Origin of the sequence: Paenibacillus sp. FSL E2-0201, from assembly GCF_037963325.1 — a bacterium.
Lineage (GTDB): Bacteria > Bacillota > Bacilli > Paenibacillales > Paenibacillaceae > Paenibacillus_AQ.
In genome coordinates this window covers 5,883,302-5,908,339 of sequence record NZ_CP150154.1, presented here as the reverse complement: position 1 = coordinate 5,908,339, position 25,038 = coordinate 5,883,302, and the positions used below count along the sequence as shown (strand labels likewise).

23 protein-coding genes are annotated in these 25,038 nt (G+C 43.7%); 17 read left to right on the top strand and 6 right to left on the bottom strand.

The features are described 5' to 3' along the window. Positions 1-114 precede the first annotated feature (114 nt). Positions 115-1,740: an ATP-binding cassette domain-containing protein gene (locus tag NSU15_RS26610; RefSeq protein ID WP_042131056.1), complete on the top strand. Its 1,626-nt coding sequence runs from the start codon at positions 115-117 to the stop codon at positions 1,738-1,740. Between the two features lie 115 nt (positions 1,741-1,855). After that, the gene (locus NSU15_RS26605; protein ID WP_042131055.1) at positions 1,856-2,464 is read left to right on the top strand and encodes a histidine phosphatase family protein; all 609 of its coding nucleotides are present in this window, start codon (positions 1,856-1,858) and stop codon (positions 2,462-2,464) included. Between the two features lie 82 nt (positions 2,465-2,546). Here NSU15_RS26605 and NSU15_RS26600 read toward each other — a convergent pair whose 3' ends face one another. Beyond that, a complete protein-coding gene (locus NSU15_RS26600) occupies positions 2,547-2,732 on the bottom strand; it encodes a hypothetical protein (RefSeq protein ID WP_042131054.1) in 186 nt (61 codons plus the stop codon). 124 nt (positions 2,733-2,856) lie between these two features. Here NSU15_RS26600 and NSU15_RS26595 point away from each other — a divergent pair, with 124 nt between their 5' ends. Both NSU15_RS26595 and NSU15_RS26590 read left to right on the top strand, forming a co-directional pair. Next, on the top strand, positions 2,857-3,726 hold the full coding sequence (locus NSU15_RS26595) for a cation diffusion facilitator family transporter (protein ID WP_042131053.1): 870 nt from the start codon (positions 2,857-2,859) through the stop codon (positions 3,724-3,726). A gap of 200 nt (positions 3,727-3,926) precedes the next feature. Then, the gene (locus NSU15_RS26590; protein WP_042131052.1) at positions 3,927-5,006 is read left to right on the top strand and encodes an SH3 domain-containing C40 family peptidase; all 1,080 of its coding nucleotides are present in this window, start codon (positions 3,927-3,929) and stop codon (positions 5,004-5,006) included. Positions 5,007-5,244: 238 nt separating this feature from the next. On the opposite strand, the gene NSU15_RS26585 is transcribed toward NSU15_RS26590, so the two are convergent. After that, positions 5,245-5,619 carry a hypothetical protein gene (locus tag NSU15_RS26585; protein ID WP_042131051.1) on the bottom strand — a complete coding sequence of 125 codons (375 nt, stop codon included), beginning with the start codon at positions 5,617-5,619 and terminating at the stop codon, positions 5,245-5,247. 126 nt (positions 5,620-5,745) lie between these two features. After that, positions 5,746-5,913, bottom strand: coding sequence for a DUF1328 family protein (locus NSU15_RS26580; RefSeq protein ID WP_042131050.1), 168 nt, complete (start codon positions 5,911-5,913; stop codon positions 5,746-5,748). A 183-nt stretch (positions 5,914-6,096) separates the two neighbouring features. On the opposite strand from NSU15_RS26580, the gene NSU15_RS26575 reads away from it, so the two are divergent. The 9 genes from NSU15_RS26575 to NSU15_RS26535 all read left to right on the top strand — a co-directional run bounded on the left by NSU15_RS26575 (position 6,097) and on the right by NSU15_RS26535 (position 16,589). Next, a complete protein-coding gene (locus NSU15_RS26575; RefSeq protein WP_339288151.1) occupies positions 6,097-6,609 on the top strand; it encodes a DUF948 domain-containing protein in 513 nt (170 codons plus the stop codon). Between the two features lie 60 nt (positions 6,610-6,669). After that, the gene (locus NSU15_RS26570) at positions 6,670-7,194 is read left to right on the top strand and encodes a hypothetical protein (protein WP_076120277.1); all 525 of its coding nucleotides are present in this window, start codon (positions 6,670-6,672) and stop codon (positions 7,192-7,194) included. Between the two features lie 235 nt (positions 7,195-7,429). Further along, positions 7,430-8,602: a fused response regulator/phosphatase gene (locus NSU15_RS26565; protein ID WP_042131048.1), complete on the top strand. Its 1,173-nt coding sequence runs from the start codon at positions 7,430-7,432 to the stop codon at positions 8,600-8,602. Next, on the top strand, positions 8,599-12,267 hold the full coding sequence (locus NSU15_RS26560) for a response regulator (RefSeq protein WP_042131047.1): 3,669 nt from the start codon (positions 8,599-8,601) through the stop codon (positions 12,265-12,267). The genes NSU15_RS26565 and NSU15_RS26560 overlap by 4 nt, the downstream gene beginning before the upstream one ends. Positions 12,268-12,354: 87 nt before the next feature. Next, entirely contained in the window at positions 12,355-13,221 is an 867-nt protein-coding gene (locus NSU15_RS26555; protein ID WP_042131046.1) for a protein-glutamate O-methyltransferase CheR, read from the top strand. Positions 13,222-13,242: 21 nt separating this feature from the next. Beyond that, complete coding sequence (locus NSU15_RS26550; RefSeq protein WP_339288150.1) at positions 13,243-14,913, top strand: response regulator; 1,671 nt, start codon at positions 13,243-13,245, stop codon at positions 14,911-14,913. 99 nt (positions 14,914-15,012) lie between these two features. Beyond that, positions 15,013-15,351, top strand: coding sequence for an STAS domain-containing protein (locus NSU15_RS26545; RefSeq protein WP_042131044.1), 339 nt, complete (start codon positions 15,013-15,015; stop codon positions 15,349-15,351). A gap of 18 nt (positions 15,352-15,369) precedes the next feature. Further along, positions 15,370-15,822 carry an anti-sigma B factor RsbW gene (gene rsbW / locus NSU15_RS26540; protein WP_339288149.1) on the top strand — a complete coding sequence of 151 codons (453 nt, stop codon included), beginning with the start codon at positions 15,370-15,372 and terminating at the stop codon, positions 15,820-15,822. Continuing rightward, positions 15,819-16,589 carry a sigma-70 family RNA polymerase sigma factor gene (locus tag NSU15_RS26535; protein ID WP_076120274.1) on the top strand — a complete coding sequence of 257 codons (771 nt, stop codon included), beginning with the start codon at positions 15,819-15,821 and terminating at the stop codon, positions 16,587-16,589. The genes rsbW and NSU15_RS26535 overlap by 4 nt, the downstream gene beginning before the upstream one ends. A 215-nt stretch (positions 16,590-16,804) precedes the next feature. Here NSU15_RS26535 and NSU15_RS26530 read toward each other — a convergent pair whose 3' ends face one another. The 3 genes from NSU15_RS26530 to NSU15_RS26520 form a co-directional block, all read right to left on the bottom strand. Then, positions 16,805-17,137, bottom strand: a complete 333-nt coding sequence (locus NSU15_RS26530; RefSeq protein WP_076120273.1) for a DUF5665 domain-containing protein — start codon at positions 17,135-17,137, stop codon at positions 16,805-16,807. A 143-nt stretch (positions 17,138-17,280) separates the two neighbouring features. Further along, positions 17,281-17,790, bottom strand: a complete 510-nt coding sequence (locus NSU15_RS26525) for a YtxH domain-containing protein (protein WP_076120272.1) — start codon at positions 17,788-17,790, stop codon at positions 17,281-17,283. Positions 17,791-17,896: 106 nt separating this feature from the next. After that, positions 17,897-19,657: a glycoside hydrolase family 13 protein gene (locus tag NSU15_RS26520; protein WP_339288148.1), complete on the bottom strand. Its 1,761-nt coding sequence runs from the start codon at positions 19,655-19,657 to the stop codon at positions 17,897-17,899. Positions 19,658-20,114: 457 nt separating this feature from the next. Between NSU15_RS26520 and NSU15_RS26515 the strand changes: the two genes are divergently transcribed. From NSU15_RS26515 to NSU15_RS26500, 4 genes are all read left to right on the top strand, one after another. Beyond that, positions 20,115-21,449, top strand: a complete 1,335-nt coding sequence (locus NSU15_RS26515; RefSeq protein WP_339288147.1) for a maltose ABC transporter substrate-binding protein — start codon at positions 20,115-20,117, stop codon at positions 21,447-21,449. 19 nt (positions 21,450-21,468) lie between these two features. Further along, a complete protein-coding gene (locus NSU15_RS26510) occupies positions 21,469-22,776 on the top strand; it encodes an ABC transporter permease subunit (protein WP_339288145.1) in 1,308 nt (435 codons plus the stop codon). Continuing rightward, the gene (locus NSU15_RS26505; protein ID WP_076120269.1) at positions 22,773-23,609 is read left to right on the top strand and encodes a sugar ABC transporter permease; all 837 of its coding nucleotides are present in this window, start codon (positions 22,773-22,775) and stop codon (positions 23,607-23,609) included. The genes NSU15_RS26510 and NSU15_RS26505 overlap by 4 nt, the downstream gene beginning before the upstream one ends. A gap of 361 nt (positions 23,610-23,970) precedes the next feature. After that, entirely contained in the window at positions 23,971-24,975 is a 1,005-nt protein-coding gene (locus NSU15_RS26500) for an asparaginase (RefSeq protein ID WP_339288143.1), read from the top strand. The last annotated feature ends 63 nt before the right edge of the window (positions 24,976-25,038 follow it).

Below are 25,038 nucleotides of genomic sequence, written 5' to 3'. Positions count from 1 at the left end.
GGAATAAGTTTCGTAGGAGAGAGATCAGCTTAAATGCCTATTTCACGGGATTTTTGCACTGATTTTATGCTATAATGAGCCGAAACCCTAAAGTGAAAAGGATGGTAATGCGTAATGATTAGCACAAGCGGCGTAACACTCCGCTACGGAAAACGCGCTCTCTTCGAAGATGTAAACATAAAATTCACCCCTGGTAACTGCTATGGTTTGATTGGTGCCAATGGTGCTGGTAAATCAACCTTTCTGAAAATTCTGTCCGGGGAGATTGAAGCGAACACGGGTGATGTTCATATAACACCAGGTGAACGCCTTGCAGTTCTGAAGCAAAACCATTTCGAGTACGATGAATTCCCAGTACTTGAAACAGTTATTATGGGTCACACTCGTCTTTATGAAATCATGAAAGAAAAGGACGCGCTTTATGCGAAGTCTGATTTCACGGAAGCCGATGGTCTACGTGCCGGTGAGCTAGAAGGCGAATTTGCAGAACTTAATGGCTGGGATGCAGAGCCTGATGCGGCGGCTATGCTGATCGGTCTAGGCATTATGCGTGAACTACATGATAAGAAAATGGCCGAACTGAGCGGCAATGAGAAGGTACGGGTACTCTTGGCACAAGCCTTGTTTGGCCGTCCAAATAACCTCCTGCTCGATGAGCCTACCAACCACTTGGATCTCGAATCCATTGGCTGGTTAGAGAACTTCCTCATGGATTATGAAGGTACTGTTATTGTCGTATCCCATGACCGTCACTTCTTGAACAAAGTATGTACGCATATTGCGGATATTGATTTTGGCAAAATCCAGATGTACGTTGGTAACTACGACTTCTGGTACGAGTCCAGTCAGCTTGCTCAAGCTTTGCAGCGTGATTCGAACAAGAAGAAGGAAGACAAGATCAAGGAACTGCAAGCCTTTATTCAGCGTTTCTCGGCCAATGCTTCCAAGTCTAAACAGGCAACTTCTCGTAAGAAACAACTTGAGAAAATTACACTGGATGACATTCGTCCATCCAACCGTAAATATCCGTTCCTCAACTTCAAACCTGAACGTGAAGCAGGTAAGCAGCTGCTGACGATCAGCGGATTGACCAAATCGGTTGAAGGTGAGAAGGTTCTTGATGAAATTAGCTTTGTAGTTAACAAAGGCGATAAGATTGCTTTCGTGGGCCCTTACTCTCAGCCTAAATCACTTCTGTTTGATGTGATCATGGGCGAGCAAGAAGCGGATGCGGGTGAATATGCATGGGGAGTCACTACAACTCAAGCTTATTTCCCGAAAGACAACTCCAGCTATTTCGATGGCGTGGACTTGAATCTCGTAGAATGGCTGCGTCAGTATTCTAAAGATCAGGATGAGACGTTCCTGCGTGGATTCCTTGGACGGATGCTGTTTGCCGGAGAAGAAGCACTGAAGAAAGCAAGTGTACTGTCCGGGGGCGAGAAGGTTCGCTGTATGTTGGCGAAAATGATGCTGAACGGTGCGAACGTGCTTGTATTCGATGAACCTACCAATCACTTGGATCTGGAATCCATTACGGCACTGAACAACGGACTGATCGATTTCGACGGGACTATTCTCTTTACTTCCCATGACCATCAGTTCATCCAAACCATTGCTAACCGTATCATCGAAATCACACCTACAGGTGTAATTGATCGCACGATGACTTACGATGAGTATTTGGAGAATCCTGAAATTAAGGAAATGCGCCAACGCATGTATCCTGTAGAAGTATAATATTTGCCTTCCTCAAAGCGGAAGGAACCCGTTAAGCAGCTACTCTAATCCTTATAGGATTAGGGTAGCTGTCTTTATAATTTCAATTTCGAAAAGTTAACGGTAGGTGAAGGCTGTGGACAGAGCAATTTTTATTATGAGGCATGGGGAGACCGAGTTTAATACGCAAGGTCGTTACCAAGGCCAATTGGATTCACCTCTGACTGAGCATGGAGTGGAACAAGTCAGACAAATGGCGAGGCTGCTTCGTTATTCCGTAGATCAATCCTCCGAGTGGAGGGTGATTTCAAGTCCTCTTGGGAGAGCGCTGCAAAGCACACAGATTTTGTGTGAAATCTTAGGTTACGATTTCAATAAAGTAGAAACGGATTCCAGGCTAAGTGAGGTATCCGTCGGATCATGGTCAGGGTTAACGCTCAAAGAGATTGAACAGGACTGGGCCAATAGACTTACTGGAACTACTATGTATGATTGGTACTTTCACTCCCCAGACGGAGAGAGCTACGAGGCGGTTCAAGAGCGTGTCGCAGACTGGCTGGATAGCGTGTCTTCTTCTCCGCAGGTCATAGCGGTCACACATGGATTAACAAGTAGAATTCTACGCGGAGTATACGCGGGGCTTACAAGACAGGAGACCTTAGCACTTGAGGTTTCCCAAAGCGCATGTTTTCAGTTGGCTAATTGTACAATAAAGAGAATCAGTAATGAATTTGATGAGTTCTAGCCCATCCTTAAAGGGAGACGAACGCATAAAAGGCTGCGTTGTCCCTGAGGGATAGGCAGCCTTTTATGTTTATAAGATAGTACTAGGATCCGCCGGTACGACGGCGTTGGTTGTTAGGCTTTTTGTTATTCTGACTTTTTAGCGGTTTGGCGGAGCCGGCCTGAAAAGTTGATCCAGGTTTGGAGGAAGATTGTTGTTTCTTCTGCTCCAGCTTTTGCCGGATAGCTTCAGCTAAATTGATTTTTCCTTTTTCATTGCTTTCGCTCATTATGATAACCTCCTTCGAAGCAAGTCCTTCACTTTATTCTAATTGTTTTTAAATGCTGCTACAAGGGCAAGAATAATTGAAAGAATTCTTTTCTAACCAAACAGAAAACGAGGAGATAGCCAAAATGGTTGATATTTACGAAGATATACGTAAAGGCGAGCGTGGAGCTTGGGTTAGCATAGCGGCTTACCTCATTTTATCGACATTCAAACTGATTAGCGGTTATCTATTCGCCTCTAATGCATTGGTCGCGGACGGGGTCAATAATTTAACTGACATCGTGGCATCGGCAGCCGTATTGGTTGGTCTGCGGATTTCGAGAAAGCCTCCTGACTCTGACCATGCTTATGGACATTTTCGGGCAGAGACAGTAGCTGCATTGTTGGCCTCTTTTATTATGGCGGTAGTAGGTATTCAGGTCATTGTGGAGGCGGTGCGTTCTTTTTTCGATCGTGCAAAAGAAACGCCGCAGCTATGGTCTGCGGGTGTGGCTTTAGTGTGTGCAGTGGCAATGATGGGAGTATACATATACAACAAAAGGCTGGCTAAGCAGATAAATAGTAGCGCACTAATGGCAGCGGCAAAAGATAATTTTTCGGATGCTATGGTTAGTGTTGGGGCTGCTGTTGGAATTGTGGGTGCTCAGTTCGGACTGCCATGGATTGATTCTGCGGCAGCCGTAGTTGTCGGTCTGATTATCTTAAAGACAGCATGGGATATTTTCCGTGACTCAACTTATCGGCTTACGGATGGCTTTGATGAAGATCGGTTGATGGATCTCCGCAGTACGATCGCTCGTACACCGGGAGTAGAGGGAATTAAAGATGTAAAGGCACGGGTGCATGGGAACCATGTGCACGTGGATGTTGTAGTGGAGGTTGACGCAAATATTACAGTGGTAGAGGGTCATAAAATCAGTGATTCCATCGAAGAGAGAATGAGCAAGCTGCATAATATTATGAATGTGCAGGTGCATGTGGAACCTAAAGATTAAACTTAAAAATGCTAATTTAAGGAAGAAACAAACATATTTAAGGAGGATTCAAGACTTTAGTCCTGTATTTTACCATAAAGTGGCATGATTATATGTGCAATTTGGAGCATGTTCCAAATCCCGGGCAAGCCTATAATGAGGGCATAAAGGAATGTAGTACACACCTTTGTTGAAATCTCATCATGGTATTGGGGGAACGTATGATTAAATCACATAAGCAATTAACAGCATCCTTGTTGGTTTCAGCTGCAATTGTTGCAGGTTTAGGAGTATCTGCTCCTGGAAATGCAGCAGCAGCCTCAAGTCCATCAAATTCAGTTATGGCGGCAGCAGCCGGTCAAACCGCGGTCATCGAGGCAAGTGTTCGCCTTCGCAGCACACCTTCTACAAGTGGAGAAGTAGTGAAGTATTTGCAAAAGGGCGATCAAGTGCAGATTGTGGCAAAACCGAATAACTATTGGTATCAAGTGAAGACAGCAGATGGATCCGTAGGTTACACAAGCACGGATGATAAGTATATCAGCGTAAATTCATCTTCAGTAGGTACACCAACTGCACCATCAGCACAAACGGGAACTATTAAGTACGGAGTGAATCTTCGAACTACTCCTTCTACAAGCGGAAAAGTACTGAGACTTCTGAAGAAGGGGGAACAAGTACAACTTCTGGCAGAGCCGAACAGCTACTGGTATCAAATTCAAACCTCTGATGGTAGCATTGGATATATAAGTTCAAGTGATCAATATATTTCGTTTGCTGGTAACGGGGGGACTGGGACGGTAACGCCGACACCAACACCATCGGTACCACCAGCACCACCTATTTCGACACCTGGGGCTTCGGCCCAAATCGAGAGTGTAATCTCAGCAGGGATGGGCTATCTTGGTACACCTTATGAGTTTGGATCTAGCAGAAATGATACAAGTACCTTCGATTGTTCTGATTTTATTCGCCAAATTTTCATGGATGCTCTGAATTTGAAACTACCTGCTGATTCTCGTCAACAGGGAGATTGGGTGAAATCAAACAGTACGGTGGTTACGTCTACCTCAGGTTTAAAACGCGGTGATCTAATGTTCTTCATGGATTATAAAGGGAATTCTGCTTCAGCTTATGCAGGGATTGATAAATCCAAGGCTAGAATATCACATGTTGCTATGTATCTGGGAGATGGACAAATTATTCATACGTATTCCGTAGCTTCAGGCGGGGTAAAAGTAGATCAGTTAAGCGCTTCTTGGACGAATCGTTTCCTCTTTGGGGGATCGGTCATCCGATAATTATATAGGTACACAGAAGCGGCAGCATCGCATGTTTGTGACGGGTGAACAAAGGCGGCGTAAGTGCAAAAGATACCCCCTCAGTAGAATCATATCTACTGAGGGGGTATCTTTTGGTAAATATAAGGATTTATACGTTCCGTGCTATAAATTATCCTTATATTTCTCGCATAAACACTTGCCGTCCTTATAGGGACGCCGAAGGCGTTTATGCTTGTTATCAGCTTTTCGGAGCTAATTACATGATTACATTGGCAGCCACAGGAACCTTAACCCACGCTTTTCCTAGCCAAGTATAAATTTCTCTCCATTCATTGCCCCAAGTATCCGTAATCACTTCACCTGTAGTGTCAAGCATTTGAGGGCTAAGCCAGCCTGCGGGAATCATACTGCCTACTGAAAAGTGGAAGGCTGTTTTTTCGGTCAGAACAATTTGCGGTGTTGCTGGAGTAATATCCGATGGCGTAATGATCGTTTCGAAAGTATTAGTGTAAGTGCTTCCATTAACTGTCGTAGCGTCTGTAGTTGTACCTGTTACCTCAGCGGCTGATGCAGTAGCGGCTATTGAAGCCATAAGTCCTAAGGCTAGTGTAATGCTGGCGAATTTTTTCATGTTTAGTTCCTCCTTATTATGAACCAGATTCATACATTTTTATTATTTTCTCAAGTGACATCTGTGTGCGAATGACCTATACTTTCTGCATGATGAATAAGATATATGGATACTTATGGGAGGAGGCTACATCGATCGACCTCTGCGTCCCGTGAAGAGGGAAACAACAAACAGAACCAAGAAGACGAAGAATAGTATCTTTGCAAGACCTGCAGCGGCTGCTACAAGATTAAAGAAACCAAATATACCAGCGATTACAGCTACAACTAGTAGAATTGCGGACCATTTTAACATTACATATCACCTATCCTTTTTTTGTATTTGTAGTCATTGTATAAACGGGGACTTTGATTCTGAAACAAAGGGGAGAAGGGAGTTTTGACAACGCTCGACAGAATGTTTCGGCCTATGGTACTAGGGGTAACTATGCAGTATACAAGGCTGAAAAGCCGCTATTTATGAGATTTGGAAGGGGTTATGAATATGATTATTGAACTTAGTGTAGCTCTCGTTGCTATCGCATTTGCAATACTTGTTTTCTTTCTAATTAAGACTTTGCAGTCAGCGAAGCAATCTCTCGACAAAGTAAGCCAGACCTTGGTGGAAGTGCAGAAGACGATGGATGAACTGACTTATGAAGTGAAGACTACAGTCAGACATGCAAATGAAATTACCGCTGATGTACAGAATAAAATTCAGAAGATTGATCCTGTCATAGATTCTGTGAAGAATTTGGGAGAAGTTATGAATGAGTTAACCTTAACCGTTAAGCAAGTCTCAGTAACTGTGATTGAGAGATATCGTAAATCGCATGAACTGAGGGAGAAGCGTAAGGGAGTATCCGTAAAAGAAGTTCCACTGACTGCAGCCGAGGAACGTACGGTTAACTCCTATGATGCTGTTAATGCCGAGAAAGCACCGGGGAAAATAGCTACTGTGTTAAAAGGTGTAGATGTAGCTGCAACTCTTTGGAAAAAATTCCGTCATTAAACTTAAGGCAGCAAGTCTTCTGTAAATGGCGGCTGCAGATAAGAAAGGTGGGATAACAACATGAACATTATCATTCTTTTGTTTAGTCTTCTTTCCCCATACTTTGATGCGTCTCCACAGTTGACACCTATCTCAACATTTATTGAACAGCCTAAGTCTGTTCTGGCCTTTGAGCATATTGCAGAATCCAGCCCTTCTATAAATCGGTTTGATTCACTGCAAGGAGTCTCTTTATATGCCACAAAGGAAGAACTGCTTCTGAGCAAGGGGAATCCCCTTACGGTAACAAATGATCCATTGCAAGGGACAGTGGAGTACCACTACGCAGATGTGACAGTCGGTGTTGGCGAGGGCTTTGTATTATATGTGCATGTCTCACCTTCTCAAGCGCAGCAGTTCGGTCTGCAGGTAGATGGGGTAGGAATTGATCCCGTGAAGGATAATGTGCAATCAACCTTGGGGAAACCGTATTTTATAGCTGAAGATGGTGACGTATATATGAGAGGAAATAATGCGCTCAAAATATATCGAAATTTGGCAGGTGAATTCGAAGGTATTGATTTATTTGATAGTATTTCTTCTTAATGTGTTTCACTTTTGATCATTTTGGTTAATAATCAGGGGCTGTCTTTACCATAGAGTAACCTCCCGAACCACTAGGTGTAGTGGTTCGGGAGGTTACTTTGCTGAACACGTAAATGAACCTATTACTATATTTACATATTATAAAAATAGATATAACGGTTTTAAATAGCGTATGATATAGGTAATGAGTCGCAGAATTTTACGGTCGTAATACAATTTGTGTGAGGTGAAGATGATGAGAATCTTAATCGTAGATGACAATCCGACTAATGTTATCATTATCCGTGAAATCCTGAAAAAAGAAGATTACCGAAATTTCGTAACTGCATCCTCTGCAAAAGAGATGCTTACACGGCTGGGAATCGGTACTGTTAGTGAAGATGGGCGTCCTCGGATGTCAGATATCGATCTGATTTTACTGGATATGATGATGCCGGAAATGGATGGAATCGAGGCATGTCGTGTTGTACAGCAATACGAACATCTTAAGGATATTCCAATAATAATGGTTACAGCAGTTGGTGATTCCAAGAAGCTGGCTGAGGCACTGGATGCAGGTGCAGTAGATTATGTTACGAAACCGATTAACAAAGTGGAGCTCATGGCCCGAATTCGGCTTGCGCTCCGGTTGAAGCGAGAGAAAGATTGGCATAAGGAACGGGATCAGCGTATTCAGGAAGAATTGAGACTGGCCGCACTTGTTCAGAATGCTGTGTTGAGCTTACCGCTTCAGGAAGAGAATTTTGAGGTCAATGCCATCTATCAGCCATCCTCTGAGCTTGCCGGTGATTTATACGCATGGTACCCCCTTGGTGATGGCCGATATGGCGTGATCCTGCTGGACATTATGGGACACGGAATATCGTCATCACTTTTTTGTATGTTTCTTGCATCTGTTTTAAAGGACACGGTAACTACGTATGTAGAACCGGAAAAGGTTATTCAGGAGCTCAATCGAAGGTTTAATCAGCTGTATATTGAAAAAAAGTTGATTCAATACTACTTTACGACTATTTATCTCGTGATAGATACCCGTATGAAACGTATTGACTACGTCAACGCCGGGCATCCACCTGCACTGTTTTTCGAAGGTGTGGCTAAGACTCCAGTCATGCTGGAAAGTAACTGCCACCCGGTAGGTCTGTTTGAACGGATTGATATTCAGCCACAGAGCTTAACCTATGAAGATGAAGGGCATCTAGTTCTTTATACAGATGGTCTATTGGAACTGGTTGAGGGCGAACAAGAAGAGCAGTTGAAGTTTATGATTCAACATTTAAATGTTGAACATGAGTGGAATGAAGAAGCTATTCGAGCTGCTTTTTTCAATGTTGAGGTTCCTAAAGAGCGTGATGATGATAAGTGTATTGTGTGGATCTCACTGAAGAAGGGAACAGATAGAGGATGAAGATAAAGGCTAAACTCTTAATTGGCTTCAGTGCCATGTTAGCGATTATGCTTGCACTTACGATGATAGGATACGACCGCTTAAATTATATGAATAACCAACTGGAAGGATATCAGGATAGATATATGAAGGGGCGGTCTTCTTCGGGGATGCGTGGAGAAGTCAATGATATGGCACGAATATTGACCACGACCATGTTAAGTGCCGATGCATCATCGGTAGAATCTCAAAAGAATGAGATTGGTAAAAAGATTACTAAAGCGAATGAGCACTACGAGAAAATAAAAGCGTCGATGACTAGCGCTGAAGAAATGCAAATGGTCAGTCAAATAGATGGTGCGTACACTACTTATTTAAATTATCAGGAAAAGGTATTGAAACTGCTATCGGCTGGTTATTTTCAGAATGCTAGCACGTATTCCAACACAGAGGGACAAGCGATTCAGAATGCCGTGTTAAACGCTCTGAACAGTCTCTCTGATTATAATGCTTTTATTATGAATGAAGAGAGTACGAAGGCCAACGAAGCTTATAAAAGTTCGACTCAGATGGTAGTTCTAATGATGATTATGGGATTACTTCTCGGACTTGGAGTAGTTCTATGGATCATCCCAAGCATCACTCGGGGGCTTAATGTCGTTTCGATGATGATTACCAGCTTTGGCAACGGTAAGGTGAGGGCCATACGGCGTATAAAGGTTACTACTAAAGATGAAATTGGTGAGGTTGCTCTTGTCTTTAAAAAGATGGCTTTAGATCTTGAACAGAAGCAGCAAATGGAACAGGCCTATGCGCAAGCGCAGAATGACCAATCCTGGCTGAATGCGAATGTTGCTCGGGTGACGGAACTATTGCGAGGTGTTAGCTCCTTAGACCAGGTCTCACAGACCTTCATCAATGAGTTTACCCCTGTGCTGGGAGCACAGTTCGGAGCTGTATATTTAAAAGATGCCAATCGTCCTGATTTTTTACGAAGCAGTGGATATTATGCAGTAGACAATGATAAGAAACCTAAGGACGGTTTTGTGATTGGAGAAGGGCTCGTAGGTCAAAGTGCGCTCGATATGCACCCGATCAGACTGGAGAAGGCCCCGGAAGACTATTCATCTGTTAAGTCCGGATTCGTGGATGCACAGCCTGGATATATTTCTATCCATCCGCTTATATTTGAAGACGAACTGCTTGGCGTAGTAGAATTTGCTTCATTCCAGCCTTTTAGCAGCTTGGAAAATGATTTGCTGCAACAGCTCGCAAATAATTTAAGTATTATTTTTAATAATATTAGCCGCCGTTTGATCGTGGAGAAATTGTTACGTGATTCCCAAGCACTTACGGAAGAGCTACAGTGTCAATCCGAGGAATTACAGACTCAGCAAGAGGAATTGCGCCGTTCCAATGAGAATTTGGAGGAGCAGACAGATGCGCTTAAACGCTCGGAAGAACTGCTTCAGCGTCAGCAGGAAGAACTGGAGCATTATAATACAGAACTTATTGCCAAGACCCGTGCTTTAGAGGAACAGGTACAAGAGGTAGAAGAGAAGAAAGATGAGATTGAGCATGCAAAAATTCAATTAGAGAAACAGGCTAAGCAATTATCCGTTACTAGTAAATATAAATCTGAGTTCTTGGCGAACATGTCCCATGAATTGCGAACTCCGCTCAACAGTCTCTTGATCCTATCCCAGCTACTTACGGAGAATAAGGATGGCAACTTGTCAGAGAAGCAGGTTGAATTTGCGCATACGATCTATATGTCAGGTGCGGACTTGCTGAAGATGATTGACGAGATTTTGGACTTGTCCAAGGTTGATGCAGGCAAAATGGAACTAAACCAAGAAGAAATTAAATTGACTGAGCTGAAGAGCTTTGTGAAGCAGAATTTTGCTCCGCAAGCACTTAAAAAAGGTCTTTCCTTACGGATTACCTTTAACGAGCCGCTGCCAGATAGCGTTATTGCCGATGGTCATCGGTTGAAGCAGGTGCTAAGAAATCTGCTTTCTAATGCTTTTAAGTTTACTATGGAAGGATTTATTGAGTTCTCTGTTAGCCAAGCAGATGATAATCTTATTCCGCTAGATCTGCCAGGAGAAGCTGACTATATTGCTATTGCTGTGAAGGATAGCGGAATTGGTATTCCGGCGGACAAAACCGATATCGTGTTTGAAGCCTTCCAACAGGTGGATGGAACAACCAGTCGTAAGTTTGGGGGGACAGGCTTAGGCTTGTCCATCAGCCGTGAGTTAGCACGTTTAATGGGCGGAGCCATTGTGCTGGAATCCCGTGAGGGCCAAGGTAGTACCTTTACTATGTATTTGCCGGTTAAAGGAAATTATAGTAGGCAACCTGCAGTGATAGAAGCTGCTGCTTCTGTAGAGGATGCACCCTTTGAGGAATATTTCGGAGATAGGCTTCCAACCCTTGTACCCACGCCGGTCCATGCACCGATCCCACAATTGATGATCGATGATGACCGGGATCATTTGACTGCAAATGATAAGGTTCTGCTTATTATTGAAGACGATGAGAGCTTTGCTAAAATATTGCTGGATATGGCTCATGGCCGCAAATTCAAAGGACTGGTAGCCCTCCAAGGCGATACCGGATTGCAGATGGCGAAGACTTATCTGCCGGATGCGATTATTCTAGATATTCAGCTGCCCGTTATGGACGGTTGGACCATCCTTAGAGAGTTAAAAAGTGCATCACAGACCCGCCACATTCCTGTCCATGTCATCTCTGTGAATGATGAAGTGAAGCAGGGGCTTATGATGGGGGCTATGGCTTATTTAAGAAAACCATCTTCTAGAGAGGCTCTAGAGCGGGCGTTCTCGCAAATCGAGAACTATACCTCCAGTACGTTGAAGTACTTGCTGATTGTTGAGGATGATGAAATTCAACGTCGTTCTATCATGGAATTGATCGGTCACGACGATGTGGCCATAACCGCAGTTTCAACTGGCGGGGAGGCACTGAGTGAGCTACGGAAGCAGAGATATGATTGTATGGTTCTGGATCTGATGCTTGAGGATATGACAGGTTTCGATCTGCTGGATCAGATTCGTGATGATGAGGAATTAAATGATCTTCCTATTATTATTTATACAGGTAAGGATTTGGATGGTAAAGAAGAGACACAGCTACGCAAGTATGCGGAATCAATCATTATCAAGGATGTACGTTCGCCAGAACGGTTATTGGATGAGACTACATTGTTCTTACACCGGGTAGAAGCCAATCTTCCGGAAGATAAACGTAAGATTCTGCAGAAGCTTCATAATAAAGAAGAATTGTTTGAAGGAAAGAAGATCCTGCTCGTTGATGACGATATTCGTAATGTCTTTGCGCTCTCCAGCGTACTCGAAGAGTATCATATGGAAGTGAAGTTTGCCGAGAATGGACGCGAAGCGCTGGAAATGCTGGTAGAGCAAGAAGATTTCGATCTTGTGCTTATGGATATGATGATGCCGGAGATGGACGGATATGAGGCTATGCGCCGGATCCGCGAGATGCCGCAGTATCAGAAGCTGCCAATTATTGCACTTACCGCCAAAGCGATGAAAGAGGATCGTGCCAAATGTATTGAAGCTGGAGCCTCTGACTATATGAAGAAGCCAATCGCTACAGGTCAACTTCTATCTTTAATGCGAGTTTGGCTGTATTCGTAACCTCAATATTGGGGTAATACTTTAAAAGAACTAACAAAAAGCCATTCTTCAAAAGTACGGCGTGTTGATAAGGGAGTCGGGATAACAATGAAAGCAATAGAACACGGATATGAGGAGCAGCCCGTTCTGGCGGGAAGTGAAGAACTGGAGCAAATTGAGATTGAGCTGCTTCTTGATGGGGTACACCGTTTATATGGCTATGATTTCCGGAATTATGCGTTACCTTCATTGAAACGACGTATCTGGCATCATGTTCATGCGGAGAATGTCCTCAGTATATCCGCGCTGCAAGAGAAAGTGCTGCATGATCGCGCTTGTTTTGAACGATTTGTCTACAGTCTCTCTATTCCTGTTACTGAAATGTTCAGGGATCCGGGATTATTTCTAACTTTTCGCCAGAAGGTAGTCCCTTTGTTAAGAACTTATCCCTATATTCGTATCTGGCATGCTGGATGCTCCACGGGGGAAGAAGTTTATTCTATGGCCATCCTGCTACATGAAGAGGGGCTTTATGATAAGGCTCGGATTTACGCCACAGATATGAATGAGCGTTCTTTACAGCAGGCTAAGGAAGGCGTCTATGATATTAGCAGAATGAAGCAATACACAAAGAATTATTTGGAGGCAGGAGGTACTCGGGCATTCTCCGAATACTATACTGCGAAGTATAACTCCGTTATTTTACAACCTTATTTACGCAAAAATATTATTTTTGCTGAGCATAACTTAGCTACTGACACTTCTTTTAATGAGTTTAATGTTATTTTCTGCCGAAATGTAATGATCTATTTCAATGATGAGCTTCGTGATCATGTGCACGGCTTGTTTCATGAAAGTCTGAGTCGCTTTGGAATCCTAGTTTTGGGCTCCAAAGAGTCCATTCACTTTACGAAATATAGCGATTGCTATGAATCTTTAGACAGAGTGGAGAAAATATACCGTAACATAAAATAACGCATGTAGGAGGGTGGTCCTATGGGGTTTCAAGAACCAATTCATATACTACTAGTAGACGACCGTCCTGAAAATTTGCTGGCGCTGGAGGCGGTGCTTGAGAGCCAGCATTACGAGCTAATTAAAGCTACCTCCGGTGAAGAAGCGTTGCGCTGTTTGTTAAGGTATGATTTTGCTGTCATTGTACTAGATGTACAGATGCCGGGTATGGATGGAATTGAAACTGCAAAATTGATCAAGGCCAGAGAGAAAACGAAAGAAATTCCGATTATTTTTATCTCTGCCAATAGCAAAGAAGCGGAGCATTTATTCGCGGGCTATTCGGCAGGGGCTATTGATTATATGGTCAAGCCTTTCATTCCACAAATCTTGAACTCTAAGATACAAGGCTTTGTCGAAATGTACATCACGAGCAAGAAGCATCAGACTCAAACCATGCTGCTGCAGCAAAAGACGAAAGAACTGGAAATCATTAATAGTGAGCTTATCAAGGCAAAAGAAGAGGCGGAGATTGCCTCCAAAGCAAAGTCGGAATTTCTAGCTATGATGAGTCATGAGATTCGTACACCTATGAACGGCGTAGTTGGCATGATTGATCTATTAATGGAGACGGATCTTACGCCAGAGCAAAAGGAATACTCGGAGATTATTCGGAAAAGTGCCGACACATTGATTACAGTTATTAACGATATTCTTGATTTTACTAAAATGGAATCCGGAAAAATGGAAGTCGAAGAGCATTTGTTTGAACTCCGAAATTGTATTCAAGAGGTGTTCAGCCTCTTTTCGATTGAAGCGGGAAAGAAGAACCTGGAACTCGCGTATTTTATTGATCAGAAATTGCCTAGACTTTTATATGGAGATATGGCTCGCTTACGCCAAGTTTTAATTAATTTGATCGCTAATGCCGTTAAATTCACAAATCAAGGTGGGGTGTATCTAGTCGCCTCGATTAAGAGCATTGCTGATCATAAGATGGAAGTTGAATTCACGATCATGGATACAGGGATTGGGATTTCTCCGGAAAAATGTGACCGATTATTTGAACCCTTTTCGCAGCTTGATTCTTCTATGACACGGAAATATGGGGGAACAGGTCTGGGACTAGCTATATGTAAATCTCTTGTCGGAATGATGGGCGGAGAAATCCGGGTAGAATCGATGGAGGAAAAGGGAGCTACCTTTATCTTTACGATTCAGGCTTCTATGCCAGGAGAGGATTTGATAGGCGGTTATCAAGAAGAGGAATCCATGCAACCTGTTCCCAATCAAGAGGGGAGAAGCAGAATCCTTGTTGTAGATGACCATCCGATTAATCAGCGTCTAATGGTCAGTATGCTGGATAAGCTGGGCTATGCGGCGGATATGGCTGAAGATGGACAACAGGCTGTGGAAATGGCGATTAAGCATCCTTATGATTTTATCTTTATGGATCTTCAAATGCCAGTGATGGATGGCTTGGAGGCGACCGCTCAAATTCGGCGAGAGGGTGGTCCTGCTGCCAAGAAGACCGTTATTATTGCAATGACGGCGAACGTCATGGAGGGAATTCAGAATCGCTGTAAGGCCTCAGGAATGGATGATTACATCAGCAAACCGCTGAAGATGAGTAGTATAAAACAAATGATTTCTCGATATTCTAGCAATGACAATGTAATAGTTGAACCTGATATATCTATTTTTCAGGCGTAATCTAGTATTTACCAATTGGTTTTTTTAACGTTATTTGATTCAAAGGTATATCATTAAGGTTATTAATATAGAAAATATTTGTTCAGGAGAGATCGTCTAATGAATACGCATAAAAGTAACAAGTTCCATGCGAAGACAGAAACTAAAGGGAATGTATGCACCGTTTTCCTGAGTGGTGAACTTGATTTATCAGTTGCTTCCGATTTCCGTCTGGTGATGGAGCCGCTTGTAGGAGATACCAAACTAGATTTAGTTATTAATCTTAAGGAATTAAAATACATCGATAGCACAGGGATTGGTATTCTACTTTCGATCTTGAAGTCAAGACAAGGAATGGACGTTAAGTTTATGGTTGAGGATGTTCCTCCACAAATTCAGAAGCTGTTTGACATGACTGGTATTTCCAAGTTTTTTGCCTCCCAAGAGAATTCCCACTAGGAAAGGATAGAACAAAGAATGAGTGATGATGTGCAAAAAGTAATTCTTCAGCTGCCTGCTAGCGCAGAGTATGTGGATATTGTTAGGTTGAATTTATACGGTATTGCCTCGAAAATGGGTTTCACCTATGAGGATATCGAAGACATGAAAGTGGCTGTATCCGAAGCGTGTAACAACTCCGTATTGTACGCTTACGGCCAAAAAGACGGAATGGTAGATGTAATCTTTGAGGTAGGATCAAGTGCCTTATCCATTACAGTCAAAGATGAAGGGGAGAGCTTTGACGGTTTGGATTCGTCCAGTGAGCGAATGACACTGCATGATAAGGAATTAAGTGACGTTCAAGTTGGTGGGTTAGGGTTCTACTTGATGCAAGCGTTGATGGACGACGTAAGCGTCGTAAGTGAAGCCGGAAAAGGGACGGTGGTAACTTTGAAGAAGCACCTTAATTTTAGCGAGGAGAAAGTATGAGTGACAAAGTGACTCCCCCCGAGTCCATGAATGAAGCAGTCACCCAAATTTGGGAGTATCAGCAGTCCAAGGATAACGATCAGGCGACGTTGCTGATACAGAAATATGAGCCAATGGTAAAAATGGCTGCTGGGAAAATTTCCCGTAATCGCCCCGATCTGTATGAGGATTTATATCAGGTCGGGCAAATGGCGCTCATCCGGTTACTGCAGCAATATGATATCAGTCTCGGAATCCCTTTTGAGCCCTATGCGATGAAAAGCATGATTGGACATATGAAGAATTATCTTCGTGATAAATCTTGGTACATACAGGTTCCTAGACGGATTAAAGAAAAGGGAGCGCTTGTTCAACACGCGATTGATGAACTAACAGTTAAGCTCGAACGTTCACCTGCAGTCGATGAGATTGCTCATTATCTTGATCTGTCTGTTGAAGAAACTGTAGAAGTACTGGCGGGTAGAGAATGTTACCATTACGTATCTCTTGATTCACCGCTTTCCCAAGAGGAGACCGGAGCTACGCTAGGAGAGCTTATCAGCTCTGATGCGAACGATTACGAGACTGTAGAGAAACGAATGGATCTTCAGCAAGCACTAGGGCAATTGAAGGAGCAAGAGCAGCAAGTGTTGCTACTAGCCTTCCAAGATGGTCAATCCCAGCGGGCAATCGCTCAGAAGCTGGGGGTTTCACAGATGAGCGTTTCACGGATACAGAAGCGGGCCACTGAGAAGTTAAAGCAGATTATGGCTAACTCATCCTATTGAGCTCCTTTATGTGTAATAAACATTACTTTGATTTGAACGCCACTTTTCGACGATAAGGACATGCCTCTCTCCGTACCTGGAGAATAGCATGTCCTTTATTTGTGTTTTATGTTTTTGCAAAGCTCTTACCCCGCTTGACCGTCTAACCCTAAAGGATAGACGGTCAAGCGGGGTAAGAGGGTGAGGTGATAGATGGGCGATAGATAACCCATCTGTTAGCTATTTGCATCGATGTATTTTTTGATCTCGCCAAGGTACTCACCGATCACAGGAACATCAAGAAACAGGCTAAGAATATAGCCCAGTACACCAAGGACAACGAATGTTCCGAGCGACAGTCCGAGACCTCGGGAGATGCCGGCCATCAAGTTTGTGATGATTCTTTTTTTGGGATCGGAGTAATTATCGAGAATATCTTTGAATTCTGATTTTTCCAGTGATTCAGCAATCTTATCGAGGCGATGGTTTAGGCGTTTTACTTCATGTCGTAGCTCAAAAGGATGTTCATCAATTTCATATGCTTTTGTTTGGCTATTTGATTCTCCCATGCAGCATCCCTGCTTTCTGTGGCCCAAATGGGCATTCATTAAGTATTAGTTGAACCGCTGAAACGTTATTAAAGGTATAACTAAACAACAGCCAGCTGCGGACAGCTGGCTGTTGTTTGATATAGCTGTGTAATGGCCGCAGTTTAATAACTGGATTTATAAGAAGATTTAACATCCTCTTTCGCATCTTTAGCCTCATCAGCAATTTCTTTAGAGGATGCTTTGGCTTCGTCAGCCACTTCTTTAGAAGCATCTTTAACATCAGAGGCTACATTATTTGAGGCTTCACTTACAGTGTCACCAATTTTGCTGCCTGCTTCTTGAAGGGTGGCGGCAATTTGCTGTTTGCTGTCACTGACCGTAGTGTAGATATCCGTGGCTTTAACTGAAACTGTACTAGCCAGGTCGGTTGCCTTTTCACCTACTGTTGTGGCAATGGCTTTGGTTTTGTCAGTTACTACACCGGCAACTTCTTTTGTTTTGTCAGTAGCAAGTGTAAGTTTGTCAGACAGGTCACTGCGCATTTCACGACCGGGTTTTGGTGCAAATAATAGAGCTGCTGCAGCGCCTATTAAACTACCAATAAAGATGCCCTTGAAAAAGTTGCTTCCGTTTTCTACTTCATGCTCTACTTTATGTTCTACGTTACTCATCACCAATCACTCCTTATAAGTTATCTTACTTCGTATATAAACTTTGGAGTATAGGCTGAAACAATGGATAAGCAAGGCGTAGATTGCGAGAGTCGCTTATTATGGACTAATGATGAACCGCTTGGAGCACTGCGTAGCCGAATTCAGGCAGATTCAAATAGAGACATGAGGTGATAGTTTCTGTGCGTTTCTGCGTCTCTAGGTTTACCCATATAGAGTGCGCCACAGGGCAGGGAATCTTGGTGTCGACTATCAAGTCTTCATTGTTGAGCACGATTAAGAAATGGCCATGTTCGTCCCAACGCTCATATACAAGCAGCCTTGGGTGATCCGGGATGTCCAGCGATTTAAAGCCGCTATTCCGGAATGCTGTATGTGATTTACGAAGTTCAATCGTCCAGCGGTAGAATTTGAATAGTTCATTATTCTGTTTCTGGGGGTCCCACTCCATACATTTTCGGTTATCTGGGTCATAGCTACCTTCCATACCGATTTCATCGCCATAGTAAATGCATGGTGCTCCTTGAAAGGTCATCTGGAACAAAACAGCCAGCTTTAATCTTCGGACATCACCGCCGCAAAGGGTCAGGAAACGAGTTGTATCATGACTGTCTAATAGATTGAAGGTAGCCTCTGTAATGTGCTGAGGGTAATTCGCTAGCATAGTAGCAATCGATAGAGAGAATTGTGCAGCATTGATTTGTCCGTGAGCGAAGAAATTAATCTGAATATTGGTTAGCGGGTAATTCATTACAGCGTCAAATTGATCACCAAGAAGCCACGGCAAGGAATCATGCATAATTTCTCCTACAAGATAGGCTTCTGGATTAATGCTTTTGATCACATTACGGAATTGTCGCCAGAATGTATGAGAGACTTCATTCGCGACATCAAGCCGCCAGCCATCTATACCAATTTCCTCAATCCAATAACGACCAACATTCAGAAGATATTCATTGACCTCAGGATTCTCAGTATTGAGTTTTGGCATGATAGGCTCAAAAGCAAACGTGTCATAGGTGGGAACTTTGTCGACAACCTGTGGTGGCCACTCCCGTACATGAAACCAGTCAGCGTAACGCGAAGATTGCCCATTGGCGAGCAGATCAGCAAATGGAGGGAAGGTATGGCCGCAATGATTAAAGACACCGTCTAGAATGACGCGAATGCCTTTGGCATGACAGGCGTCTACAAGTTCTTTTAGCAATGCGTTGGTTCCCAGGTGAGGGTCCACCAAGAAATAATCTTTTGTGTCGTATTTATGATTGGTAGTTGCCTCAAATATAGGATTGAAATATATAGCAGTGATGCCCAGTTCACAGAGATAATCTAAATGATCTAACACACCTTGCAAGTCGCCTCCGAAGAAATTTTGCGGACTCGGCGTGCCACCCCATTCCAGCACATCTGCCGGATCATTGGTAGGGTCACCATTTGCGAAACGCTCCGGGAATATTTGATAAAATACTGCATCCTTCACCCATGCTGGAGGGGAGTGTACATCTTCACGATTTAAAAAAGGAAAGTCGAATAGGCCTTCATATATGATTACTGGAGGTTCTGAGAAGAAGCCTTTTTCCAAATAATAAAGGACCTCATCTCCATCATAAAGTCCAAAGTAATAAGTGAGTCTGCGATAAATAGGACGGACCGCAGCCTGCCAATAATCGAATAAGCTATCAGAAGCAAGGTGCTGCATGGGAATGATCTCATGGGTTTTATCCCACCCGTATTTATCTCCGCAGAAAAGATCAATCCGGGACACATTATCACGTTTGGTTCTAATGCGAATATGCAGTGTAGACTCATTGTAGGCATATGACCAATTTTGCCCCATACGATGATAAACGGCTTCTGGTTGAATCATATTCAATTTCCATCCCTTCGCGGCAAGTAAACGCAAAAAAGGGTTCTACCTCATGATTTTCAGAGGTTGAACCCTTGGCGGTTTCATTGCCTTTAAATTTTGTCTGAATCTTATCATATCCCTCAAGATCAAAGCAAGAGATAATTTCACATAAATCCACGATATGGAATATTAAGTATACAGTTGAAATAAAGAGAGAATATAAGGAAGAACCTGAAAAACATTATTAAATCGTCCCGTTTGAGTCTATATTCTTATTGCAATCCAAATTATGGGTAATATAGAATGAGGGCGAATGAACTTGATTTTTCATAACACGCATACAAATTAAAGGCAATGTTACCTGACAGGGTACAACCTCGGCACTTTGTGCAAATGAGGTTGTACCTTTTTTGTATGCTTATTTTTTCTATGTGTGTTAGGTCTGATCACTCATGAATAAAGGGGAGATGAGCAAATGAAGAAGAGTAGACGTTCTAAAATGCAAACGGTGTCATTTAGTTTGGTCCTGAGTCTGCTGTTGGCTTTGACAGTTACGGCTTGCAGTTCAGGCAATGGCAACTCTACGGCAGAGCCGAACTCAAGCCCGAATTCCGCAGTGAACGAGCCAGGGGGAACCACAAATCAGACAGATCCCGCCGAAGAGGAGTTGAAACCGGAAGCGGGGGCCAAATTGATGGTCTGGGAAGCCAAGGAGCAGGTTGAATACATGAAGCAGTTGGCCGCTGATTTCGAAAAAAAATACGGCGTTCCAGTCACGGTTGAAGAGTTGGCGGGTGGAGATCAGGGTGCAAGGCTGGCAACGGACGGCCCGTCCAAACTAGCAGCCGATGTGCTGACTCTTCCGCATGACCAAATCGGTCAGGCTGTAAAAGCGGGGCTACTGTTGCCTAATGATGTGTTTGAGGAAGAGACGAAATCAACGATGGTGGAGACAGCGATTCAAGCATCGACTTATGACGGCATCCTGTACGGCTATCCTAAATCGGTAGAGACCTATGCACTTTTCTACAACAAGGACCTGATCCCTGAGGCTCCAAAAACCTGGGATGATGTGGTTGCTTTTGCCAACACGTATAACAAGCCGAAGGAGAACAAATTTGCGATCATGTGGGAATTCGTAGGGTATTACAGTTATCCATTCATCGGCAGCTTCGGCGGATACATCTACGGTGATAACAATACAAATACCAAGGATATCGGATTAAATAACGAAGGTACTGTCAAAGGATTTACCTTTCTTCAGAGCTTAAAAGGAATTCTGCCATTGAATGCGGGGGACATCACCTATGACGTTAAAACCCAATTGTTTCAGGAAGGTAAGCTGGCGATGAACATTGACGGGCCTTGGTCCATATCGGCATTCAAGGATCATGTGAACCTGGGTGTGGCGCCACTTCCAAAAGGACCTGACGGACAGGACAGCATTTCTTTTTCTGGGGTCAAATCGTATTATGTTAATTCCTATACGGCTTATCCAATCGCTGGCCGCTTGTTCGCAAATTTTGCAAGCAGCAAGGAGAATCAGCTCAAAAACTTTGAAATGACGGGGGCCATTCCAGCGAGCATTGAAGCTGGAGAAGCGCCGCAAATCAAAAATGATCCAATTATCAGTGGAATCTTCGAGCAGTTCCAACACTCTGTGCCGATGCCTTCCATTTCGGAAATCAAATCTGTGTGGGACCCGCTAAAGGCAGCATTTGTATCCCTGTGGAACGACCCAAGTCTTGATGTCAAGAAGACACTAGATCAGACAGTATCAACGATTCAAGCTGATCTGGCGTCGAAGTAAAGGACGGGTGATTTGACCTATGCACAAAAAAACAGGCGCAGCGTTACTCTCGGTAGTCGTTCCGGGACTGGGCCAGTTCTATAACCGCCAGTGGCTAAAAGGATTGGTATTTCTGCTGGTGGGGTCTATCGGGATTTATTTTATCTTTCATGATCTGATTGGTTATTTACGTGGTTTGAGCACACTTGGTGAATTTCCTAGCCGTATGGTGAAGGTTGGGAAGCTGACCCGGATGGTGGAAGGTGATCACTCCATTTTTATGATGATTGACGGTTTGATAGCTTTATTGGCATTGCTCTTTTACTCAGCCTTTCATGTCCTGAATATTAGAGATGCCTTCCTGGTTGGAGCTGCGCGGGAAGGGAAGGAGCCTATTCATTCATTTGTTGAGTCGCTCAGACATATGGGCCGCAGGAATTTCGCATATCTCGTACTCGCGATACCTTTTGTAGCTGTAGTTTTTCTGACAATATTACCGCTTGTTTTTTCAGTGCTCTTGGCATTTACGAACTATGCTGACCCGATTCTTCCGCCCGCGCATCTGGTGGATTGGGTAGGATTCGGAAATTTTAAGAAGATGCTTAGTCTGGATATTTGGAGTTCTACCTTTAGCGGCGTGCTAACTTGGACACTGATCTGGGCGGTAATTGCCACCGTGACGACTTACATTGGGGGAGTGCTCGTTGCTGTGCTTATTCACCAACCCCGTGTTCGGTGTAAAAAGCTTTGGCGCACTCTTCTGATCGTTCCCTTCGCCATCCCTAATATGATTTCTCTGCTCGTTATGCGCAATATGTTCAATAATCAGTTTGGACCGATTAATAGTTATTTAAGAGCTATGGGACTGGACGGGGTGGCATGGCTGACCGATCCGTTCTGGGCCAAGGTTACAGTTATTCTGGCTAATATGTGGATCGGGATTCCCGTTACCATGATTTTAGCCTTTGGGGTACTGACAACGATTCCAAGAGATATGTACGAGGCGGCTGAGGTGGATGGCGCTGGGGCATTCTACAAATTTCGCATGGTCACACTACCCATGGTACTGTTCGCTACCGCTCCAATCCTGATCATGCAGTTTGCCGGTAACATTAACAGCTTTAACGTCATTTATCTAATGACAAATGGAGAACCGGTTAATCCTAATTACCAGTACGCGGGCCATACCGATCTACTGGTGACTTGGCTCTACAAACTGGCGCTTAACCAGTCACAGTACAGCTTTGCCTCTGTCATCGGAATTGTCATCTTCCTGCTGGTCGCGACCTTCTCCATTTGGAGCTACCGCCGAACGCGATCCTACAAAGAGGAGGATATGATTGCATGAAGCCAAAACTGTCGGAAGCGTTAAAAACGATTGGAACCCATTTGCTGCTAATTGTACTTAGTTTTATTAGTCTTTTCCCGGCTTTCTGGATTATTATGTCTTCTTTCAAGACAGGAAACAGCCTGTTCAGTGACTCTTTGATTCCTAAACAATTTACCATCATTCATTACAAGGAACTGTTTGAACAGACTAAATATTTGATATGGTTCATGAATACGCTAAAGGTTGCAGTGCTGTCTACGCTACTTGGTACCTTTCTGCTGCTGTTAACTTCGTATGCCATCTCTCGTTATCGATTCACGGGCAGAAAAACGACACTGACCGCGCTCCTAGTTCTACAAATGTTTCCGGGATTTATGGCTATGATTGCAGTTTACGTGCTGCTGAATACACTTGGGCTGCTGAATTCCCACTGGGCGCTTGTGCTTGTATACAGCAGCGGGGCCATTATCACGAATGTATTTGTGGCTAAAGGTTTTTTTGATACCATTCCCAAAAGTCTGGAAGATGCTGCGCGGATGGACGGGGCGAGCCATATGAAAGTTTTTCTCTCTATAATGATCCCGCTGTCCAAACCAATGCTTACCTATGCCAGTCTAATGATATTTAACGGCTGCTTTGTGGATTTCATTTTCGCTGACCTTGTATTACGTACGGAAGAGACGAGGACGCTAGCTGTCGGGCTTTTCCGGATGGTGAATCAAAGCAACTCGACCGAATTCACGTTGTTCGCCGCTGGAGCGGTGCTGGTTGCTCTGCCGGTCACGCTGCTGTTCATTTTCCTTCAGCGTTTTTTGGTGGATGGTCTGACCGCGGGTGCAAGCAAGGGTTAGTTCGATTTGCACTCCTCTTTACAGCAGTACTGAATTCCATGAAAACCACTTCCTTTTCAGAAGAGTAAGAATCTGAGGAGGGAGTGTTTTTTTAATTTTGAAAGCTGCATGCTGTGTACCTGTCATTAGAATTTATTGCTTATGGAATTGATTTTGGGTGGTTACTAAAATCTTCTTAGTGTGGAGAGGATTGAAGAATGATGAAAATAGGAGTAGAATTCCTCATGGAACTAACACTTAAGGGAGTATGTGCGTACAAATAAATCCCCGGAGCACGGGGTTATTTTCTAGCATTTATTAAATGTGGAATATTAATAAAATCCTTGTGAGTTATAGCATCTAGAGAAAAGGGAGAGATACAGTGGAAACAGTATTAGTACGAGAGTATCGGTCGGATTTACTGGAATGTGTCCATAGTGGACATATTGCTATCGTAGGAGAAAATGGTGATGTGAAGGGATATGCAGGTGATCCTGAGTTTGTATCCTTTACTCGTTCAGCGGCCAAACCACTTCAGGCTATTCCAGGCATACGTGGAGGAATCGCGGAGCATTATGGTTTTACACCCGCTGAGATTGCCCTAATGACTGCTTCGCACCGAGGAGAGAGCTATCATGTTGCCGCGCTTGAGAGCATTTCCTCCAAGATTGGCATCGATGAGCAACAAATGATATGTGCCACAAGCTATCCACTGGATTATACGAGTAGAGAGAATGCCATTCGCGGCGCGGGCAAAAGAAAGTTCTATCATAACTGTGCAGGCAAGCATATGGGGATTTTATCGTATAGTAAGCTCAAAGGGCTGCCACTTGAGGAATACTCACAGCCGGAGCAAACGGTTCAGCGTGAGATTATAGATACCATTGCTTATATGGCTGGCGTAGCCCCAGACAGTATTGGTCTAGGTACGGACGGATGCGGTCTGCCGGTATTTGCTATGCCTTTGACAGCTTTGGCGACCGCGTATTTGAAATTAGCCAATCCTGATTTAATTGCTGACGAGGCTACCCGCAAGGCGGTTTCTACGATTACGGCGGCGATGAATGCACATCCGGAAATGGTTTCTGGTCACGGACGACTCGATTCAATTCTTTTAGAAGATGATAATATTATTGCTAAGGGTGGATTTAAGGGCGTATATTGCTTCGGCTTGCGCCGTGAACGACTGGGTATTGCCTTTAAGATTCTGGATGGATCAGAAGAAGAGTGGGGACTTATTGTACAGGGGATTCTAAATCAGATTGGATACAGTCAGAAAAATACTTTGGAAAAGCTGCGTCATGCATTTTCAGGTGTGATCTACAATGACGGTGGTACACGGGTAGGCCATGCCGATACAGAATTCCAGCTTCATTTCATAAAATAAGCGCATAGGGAAAGAGCCTCTCGACTACGTATCCATCCTCTGGATACATAAGCGAGAGGCTCT

What these genes read in the sequence shown, in the direction of transcription:
- rsbW (WP_339288149.1), top strand. Translation starts at nt 15,370, where the DNA reads ATGAGTGATGATGTGCAAAAAGTAATTCTTCAGCTGCCTGCTAGCGCA.
- NSU15_RS26570 (WP_076120277.1), top strand. Translation starts at nt 6,670, where the DNA reads ATGAACATTATCATTCTTTTGTTTAGTCTTCTTTCCCCATACTTTGAT.
- NSU15_RS26530 (WP_076120273.1), bottom strand. Translation starts at nt 17,137, where the DNA reads ATGGGAGAATCAAATAGCCAAACAAAAGCATATGAAATTGATGAACAT.
- NSU15_RS26515 (WP_339288147.1), top strand. Translation starts at nt 20,115, where the DNA reads ATGAAGAAGAGTAGACGTTCTAAAATGCAAACGGTGTCATTTAGTTTG.
- NSU15_RS26600 (WP_042131054.1), bottom strand. Translation starts at nt 2,732, where the DNA reads ATGAGCGAAAGCAATGAAAAAGGAAAAATCAATTTAGCTGAAGCTATC.
- NSU15_RS26585 (WP_042131051.1), bottom strand. Translation starts at nt 5,619, where the DNA reads ATGAAAAAATTCGCCAGCATTACACTAGCCTTAGGACTTATGGCTTCA.
- NSU15_RS26590 (WP_042131052.1), top strand. Translation starts at nt 3,927, where the DNA reads ATGATTAAATCACATAAGCAATTAACAGCATCCTTGTTGGTTTCAGCT.
- NSU15_RS26595 (WP_042131053.1), top strand. Translation starts at nt 2,857, where the DNA reads ATGGTTGATATTTACGAAGATATACGTAAAGGCGAGCGTGGAGCTTGG.
- NSU15_RS26560 (WP_042131047.1), top strand. Translation starts at nt 8,599, where the DNA reads ATGAAGATAAAGGCTAAACTCTTAATTGGCTTCAGTGCCATGTTAGCG.
- NSU15_RS26505 (WP_076120269.1), top strand. Translation starts at nt 22,773, where the DNA reads ATGAAGCCAAAACTGTCGGAAGCGTTAAAAACGATTGGAACCCATTTG.
- NSU15_RS26565 (WP_042131048.1), top strand. Translation starts at nt 7,430, where the DNA reads ATGAGAATCTTAATCGTAGATGACAATCCGACTAATGTTATCATTATC.
- NSU15_RS26510 (WP_339288145.1), top strand. Translation starts at nt 21,469, where the DNA reads ATGCACAAAAAAACAGGCGCAGCGTTACTCTCGGTAGTCGTTCCGGGA.
- NSU15_RS26580 (WP_042131050.1), bottom strand. Translation starts at nt 5,913, where the DNA reads ATGTTAAAATGGTCCGCAATTCTACTAGTTGTAGCTGTAATCGCTGGT.
- NSU15_RS26520 (WP_339288148.1), bottom strand. Translation starts at nt 19,657, where the DNA reads ATGATTCAACCAGAAGCCGTTTATCATCGTATGGGGCAAAATTGGTCA.
- NSU15_RS26610 (WP_042131056.1), top strand. Translation starts at nt 115, where the DNA reads ATGATTAGCACAAGCGGCGTAACACTCCGCTACGGAAAACGCGCTCTC.
- NSU15_RS26545 (WP_042131044.1), top strand. Translation starts at nt 15,013, where the DNA reads ATGAATACGCATAAAAGTAACAAGTTCCATGCGAAGACAGAAACTAAA.
- NSU15_RS26535 (WP_076120274.1), top strand. Translation starts at nt 15,819, where the DNA reads ATGAGTGACAAAGTGACTCCCCCCGAGTCCATGAATGAAGCAGTCACC.
- NSU15_RS26550 (WP_339288150.1), top strand. Translation starts at nt 13,243, where the DNA reads ATGGGGTTTCAAGAACCAATTCATATACTACTAGTAGACGACCGTCCT.
- NSU15_RS26555 (WP_042131046.1), top strand. Translation starts at nt 12,355, where the DNA reads ATGAAAGCAATAGAACACGGATATGAGGAGCAGCCCGTTCTGGCGGGA.
- NSU15_RS26525 (WP_076120272.1), bottom strand. Translation starts at nt 17,790, where the DNA reads ATGAGTAACGTAGAACATAAAGTAGAGCATGAAGTAGAAAACGGAAGC.
- NSU15_RS26575 (WP_339288151.1), top strand. Translation starts at nt 6,097, where the DNA reads ATGAATATGATTATTGAACTTAGTGTAGCTCTCGTTGCTATCGCATTT.